This is a genomic window from Streptomyces panacea, assembly GCF_040560175.1.
Taxonomy (GTDB): Bacteria; Actinomycetota; Actinomycetes; order Streptomycetales; family Streptomycetaceae; genus Streptomyces; species Streptomyces panacea.
Genome location: NZ_JARJHW010000289.1, coordinates 1 through 5,729 on the forward strand (window position 1 = coordinate 1; position 5,729 = coordinate 5,729).

Annotated in this window: 5 protein-coding genes; all 5 read left to right on the top strand. The window is 72.1% G+C overall.

Going from position 1 to position 5,729, the window contains the following annotated elements; translation table 11 throughout:
- Positions 1 to 187: 187 nt before the first annotated feature.
- The 5 genes from P3L51_RS34620 (at position 188) to mug (ending at position 5,524) form a co-directional block, all read left to right on the top strand.
- Complete coding sequence (locus tag P3L51_RS34620; RefSeq protein WP_354609334.1) at positions 188 to 1,549, top strand: hemolysin family protein; 1,362 nt, start codon at positions 188 to 190, stop codon at positions 1,547 to 1,549.
- A complete protein-coding gene (locus P3L51_RS34625) occupies positions 1,546 to 2,568 on the top strand; it encodes a hemolysin family protein (RefSeq protein WP_354609335.1) in 1,023 nt (340 codons plus the stop codon). The genes P3L51_RS34620 and P3L51_RS34625 overlap by 4 nt, the downstream gene beginning before the upstream one ends.
- A gap of 47 nt (positions 2,569 to 2,615) precedes the next feature.
- Positions 2,616 to 3,422, top strand: a complete 807-nt coding sequence (locus P3L51_RS34630; RefSeq protein WP_354609336.1) for an SGNH/GDSL hydrolase family protein — start codon at positions 2,616 to 2,618, stop codon at positions 3,420 to 3,422.
- Between the two features lie 82 nt (positions 3,423 to 3,504).
- A complete protein-coding gene (gene purB, locus P3L51_RS34635) occupies positions 3,505 to 4,947 on the top strand; it encodes an adenylosuccinate lyase (RefSeq protein ID WP_354609337.1) in 1,443 nt (480 codons plus the stop codon).
- 10 nt (positions 4,948 to 4,957) lie between these two features.
- Positions 4,958 to 5,524 (top strand): G/U mismatch-specific DNA glycosylase, encoded by a 567-nt coding sequence (mug, locus tag P3L51_RS34640; RefSeq protein WP_354609338.1) that lies wholly within the window; start codon positions 4,958 to 4,960, stop codon positions 5,522 to 5,524.
- The last annotated feature ends 205 nt before the right edge of the window (positions 5,525 to 5,729 follow it).

Sequence of the window (5,729 nt, forward strand, 5' to 3'; positions counted from 1 at the left end):
CTAGCATGGGCCGCTCGCCCGGGGACGGACACCGGGCGTGGCCCCGACCGCCGACGACCGAGAGGTGTGAGCGTCCGCCCATGGGCGAGCCTCCCCGCATTCGCACCACCGACGGCCCCACCGACAGCCGCGGATATCGCGCCGCCCGCCGCCCCCTGACCGACCATGGGACGGAGGTGACGACCCGATGACCGAAGTGCTCCTGCTCCTCGTGGCGGTGCTGCTCGCGCTCGCCTGCGGGGCCTTCGTCGCCGCCGAGTTCTCCCTGACGACGGTCGAGCGCGGCGACCTCGAACGGGCGGTCGAGCGCGGCGAGAGTGGCGCTGCCAGTGCCATGAAGGCCGTACGCAGCCTCACCTTCCAGCTCTCGGGCGCCCAGTTGGGCATTACGGTGACCAATCTGGTCGTCGGCATGCTCGCCGAGCCGTCCGTGGCGAAGCTGATCCGCGGCCCCGTCGAGGCGATCGGCTTCTCACCGTCCGTGGCGTCGTCGCTGGCGCTGGTCATCGGTACGGCCCTGTCGACGGTCGTCCTGATGGTCGTGGGCGAGCTGGTCCCCAAGAACTGGGCCATCTCCTCGCCGCTCGCGGTCGCCAAGGTTGTCGCCACGCCGCAGCGGGTCTTCACCGGGGCCTTCCGGCCGTTCATCAGCCATCTCAACAACACGGCGAACCGTCTCGTACGGCGCCTGGGCCTGGAGCCCACCGAGGAACTGGCCTCCGCCCGCGGCCCGCGGGAGCTGGTCGCCCTCGCCCGGCACTCCGCCAAGGAGGGCGCGCTGGAGGCGGACACCGCCGAGCTGTTCGTGCGGACCCTCAATCTCGCCGAGCTGACCGCGGAGAACGTGATGACGCCGCGCGTGCAGGTCACCGCGCTCGACCTGCAGGCCACCGCCGAGGACGTCGCCAACGCCACCCGCGCCACCGGACTCTCCCGCTTCCCCGTCTACCACGACAGCCTCGACACCGTCGTGGGCGTCGCCCACATCAAGGACGTGCTGACGGTCCCCGACGCGCGCCGCGGCCGTACGAGGGTGTCCGAGGTGATGCGTGAGCCCCTGCTCGTACCGGAGTCGCTGACCGTGGACCGCCTGCTGGACCGGCTCTCCGGCAGCCGCACCATGGCGGTCGTGATCGACGAGTACGGCGGCACCGCCGGTGTGGTGACGCTGGAGGACATCGTCGAGGAGGTCGTCGGCGAGGTGCGCGACGAGCACGACCCGCACGAGACGTCGGACCTGGCCCGTGCCGGGGAGGACGCCGACGGCCGCGATCTGTGGTCGGCCGACGGCGCCACGCGCTTCGACCAGCTGTGGGACATTGGGCTGCGGGCGCCCGAAGGGCCGTACGAGACGCTGGCCGGGCTCGTCGCCACGGAGCTGGGGCGGATTCCCGTCGAGGGCGACCGCGTGGAACTGGGCGGCTGGCGTGTCGACGTGGTCGACGCGTCGGGGCGGCGCGCCGCCCGCGTACTGCTGCACGCGCCCCTGCCGAGGCCCCGCGGCGAAGAGGACACGGACGAGGACCACGGCAGGGGGGCGGGACGATGATCGCGATCCAACTGCTCGTCGGCCTGCTGACCCTGGTCGTGAACGCCTTCTTCGTCGGCGCGGAGTTCGCCCTGATCTCGGTCCGCCGCAGCCAGATCGAGCCCGCCGCCGAGGAGGGCGACCGGCGGGCGCGCAGCGTCCTGTGGGGGCTCCAGCACGTGTCGGCGATGCTCGCCGCCGCGCAGCTCGGCATCACGCTGTGCACGCTGGTGCTGGGCATCGTCGCCGAGCCCGCCATCGCTCATCTGCTGGAGCCCGTCTTCGACGCGGTGGGCGTGCCGCACGGGGTGGTGCACCCCGTCTCGTTCGTCATCGCGCTCGCCGTGGCGACGTATCTGCACATGCTGCTCGGCGAGATGGTGCCCAAGAACATCGCCCTGGCCGAACCGGTCCGTACGGCGCTGATCCTCGGCCCGGCGCTGGTGGGACTGGCCCGCGCGCTGCGACCGGTGATCTTCACGGTCAACGCGTTCGCCAATGTGCTGCTGAGGCTGCTGCGCGTGGATACCAAGGACGAGGTGTCGGCGACGTTCACCGACGCCGAGCTGGCCCGGATGGTCACGGACGCCGGTGACGCGGGGCTGCTCGACGACCGCGCCGCCGAGCGGCTGCACGACGCGCTGGAGCTGGGGCGCAGGCCGGTGCGGGACGTGGTCATGCCGCTGGAGCGGGTCGTGACGGCGCGGGTGGGGATCACTCCCGAGGAGCTGGAGGCGCTGGCGGCGGAGTCCGGGTTCTCCCGTTTCCCGGTGGTGGACGAGTCCCGGCGGATCCTCGGCTATCTGCATGTGAAGGACGCCCTGGACGCGATGCCGCGCGACGAGGCGTTCGAGGTGGCCGGGATGCGGGCGATCGCCCAGGTGCGGGCGGACACCCCGATGGACGACGTCCTGACGGCGATGCGCCGCAGCCGTACGCATCTGGCCGCCGTGCTGGACGAGGACGGCAAGCTGGAGGGTCTGGTGACGATGGAGGACGTGCTGCGCGAGCTGGTCGGGAGGCACGCGCAGGGGGCCTGAGGGCCGGTCCGGGCGCGGCACCGGCGCGCGATACGATCGCTGACGCCATGGAGAAGAACGCCACTTACACCAGTCTGGTCGCGCTCGGGGACTCGTTCACCGAGGGGATGTCCGACCTCCAGCCGGACGGTTCGTACCGGGGCTGGGCCGATCTGCTCGCCGCCCGTCTCGCCGACCGTACGCCCGGTTTCCGGTACGCGAATCTCGCCGTACGCGGCAAGCTCATCGGCCAGATCCTCGACGAGCAGGTGGACGCCGCGGCCGCGATGCGGGCGGACGTCGTGACGCTGGTCGGCGGCCTGAACGACACCCTGCGTCCCAAGTACGACGCGGGTCTGGTCCTCGGGCAGCTGGAGGAGGCGGTGGAACGCCTCGCACCCACCTGCGGGCAGCTGGTCCTGATGCGCAGCCCCGCCCGCCGGGGTGCGGTGATGGAGCGGTTCCGGCCCCGCTGGGAGAGGCTTTTCTCGTTCATCGACGAGCTGGGCGCCCGGCACGGCGCGTTGGTGGTCGATCTGTACGGGGCGAGCGTCCTCGGCGAGCAGCGCATGTGGGACGTGGACCGGCTGCATCTGACCGCCGACGGCCACCGCAGGGTCGCCGAGGCGGTGTGGCAGCGGCTGGGCATGGAACCGGCGGACGACTGGCGCGCGGAGCTGGCACCCGATCTGCCCGTGGGCTGGCTGATGCGGCGCACGGGGGACGCGCGGTTCGCACGGCAGTATCTGGGGCCGTGGATCGGCCGGCGGCTGACGGGCCGGTCGTCGGGGGACGGCAGGCCGCCGAAGCGGCCGGAGCTGCTGCCGTACGAGCCGCTGCCGGGCGACGCGGGCGCGCGGCACGAACAGGCGTAGGGCACCCGGGCGCCCTCTGTAGCAACGTACGAACGCGGGCGCGGCTCGGACCTGCGGGAACCGCCAAGTAGAATCCGCTCACGTGACTGCTGCGTCTGTGAAGCCCCGTATCCCCAACGTCCTCGCCGGCCGCTACGCCTCGGCGGAGCTGGCCGTGCTCTGGTCCCCCGAGCAGAAGGTGAGGCTGGAGCGGCAGCTGTGGCTCGCCGTGCTGCGGGCCCAGCGGGATCTCGGCATCGAGGTGCCCGAATCCGCGCTCGCCGACTACGAGCGGGTGCTCGACCAGGTCGACCTGGCGTCGATCGCCGAGCGCGAGAAGGTCACCCGCCACGACGTGAAGGCGCGGATCGAGGAGTTCAACGCGCTCGCCGGTCATGAGCAGGTCCACAAGGGCATGACGTCGCGGGATCTGACGGAGAACGTCGAGCAGTTGCAGGTCCGGCTCTCGCTGGAGCTGATGCGCGACCGCACGGTGGCGGTGCTCGCGCGCCTGGGGAAGCTCTCCGGGGAGTACGCGGAGCTGGTCATGGCGGGCCGCTCGCACAACGTCGCCGCGCAGGCGACGACCCTCGGCAAGCGTTTCGCGACGGCCGCGGACGAGTTGCTGGTCGCGTACGGCCGTCTTGAGGACCTGCTCGCCCGCTATCCGCTGCGCGGCATCAAGGGCCCGGTCGGCACGGCGCAGGACATGCTGGACCTGCTCGGCGGTGACACGGCGAAGCTCGCGGACCTGGAGGGCCGGATCGCGGGGCATCTGGGCTTCGGCCACGCGTTCGTCTCGGTCGGCCAGGTGTATCCGCGTTCGCTGGACTACGACGTGGTGACCGCGCTGGTGCAACTGGCCGCCGGTCCCTCGTCGGTGGCGAAGACGATCCGGCTGATGGCCGGGCACGAACTGGTCACCGAGGGCTTCAAGCCGGGCCAGGTCGGCTCGTCCGCGATGCCGCACAAGATGAACACCCGCTCCTGCGAGCGCGTCAACGGGCTGATGGTGATCCTGCGCGGCTACGCGTCGATGACGGGCGAGCTGGCGGGCGACCAGTGGAACGAGGGCGACGTGTCGTGCTCCGTCGTACGGCGGGTGGCGCTGCCGGACGCGTTCTTCGCGTTCGACGGGCTGCTGGAGACGTTCCTGACGGTGCTCGACGAGTTCGGGGCGTTCCCGGCGGTCGTCGCCCGCGAGCTGGACCGCTACCTCCCGTTCCTGGCGACGACGAAGGTCCTGATGGCCGCCGTACGCGCGGGGGTCGGCCGGGAGGCCGCGCACGAGGTCATCAAGGAGCACGCCGTCGCCTCCGCGCTCGCGATGCGGGAGCGGGGCGCGGAGCGCAACGAACTGCTGGACAAGCTCGCGTCCGACGAGCGGATGCCGCTGGACCGGGGCCAGTTGGACGTCTTGATGGCCGACAAGCTGTCGTTCACCGGTGCGGCGGGAGACCAGGTCGCGGCGGTGGTCGCCCGGATCGAGGAGATCGTGAAGCGGCACCCCGAGGCCGCCGGATACACGCCCGGGTCGATCCTCTGACGCCGGCGAGATGAAGCCGGAGGAGCTTGCCGCCGCCCGCGGCCGCGTCATTCCCGACGTGGCCGCGGCGGATCTGGGTGTGCTCTTCTGCGGCATCAACCCCGGCCTGATGTCGGCGGCGACGGGCCACCACTTCGCCCGGCCGGGCAACCGCTTCTGGCCGGTGCTGCGGCTCTCGGGCTTCACCCCGCGGCAGTTGGCGCCGTCGGAGCAGGGCGAGTTGCCCGGCTACGGCCTCGGCATCACCAACGTCGTGGCACGGGCGACGGCGCGGGCCGACGAGCTGAGCGACGAGGAGTTCCGCGAGGGCGGCCGGCTCCTGGTGGCGAGGGTGGAGCGGCTACGGCCCCGCTGGCTGGCGGTCGTGGGCATCACCGCGTACCGCACGGCCTTCGACGACCGGCGCGCGGTGATCGGCCCGCAGACGAGAACGATCGGCACGACCCGGATCTGGGCACTGCCCAACCCGAGCGGTCTGAACGCGCACTGGACGGCGCGGACGATGGCGGAGGAGTTCGGCAGACTGCGCGTGGCGGCGGAGATGCCGGACCTGACGGGTGGCGACGGGGTGTCGTGACCCCGGGGCGTGTCGGCGAAGTCCCGCCCGGCCTGCGGCGTGTGGTGCGGTGCGTCGCGGAGGAGGAACTAGGTCGTGTCTTCGAAGTAGCGCCGTCCGCCCGCAGGGCGGGGCCCGCGGCGTCTGGTGCGGTACATCGCAAGGCGGAGGACCGGCCTCGTACCGGGCGTACTCGGCCGACTCCGACAACGCGGCGAGGTGCCGC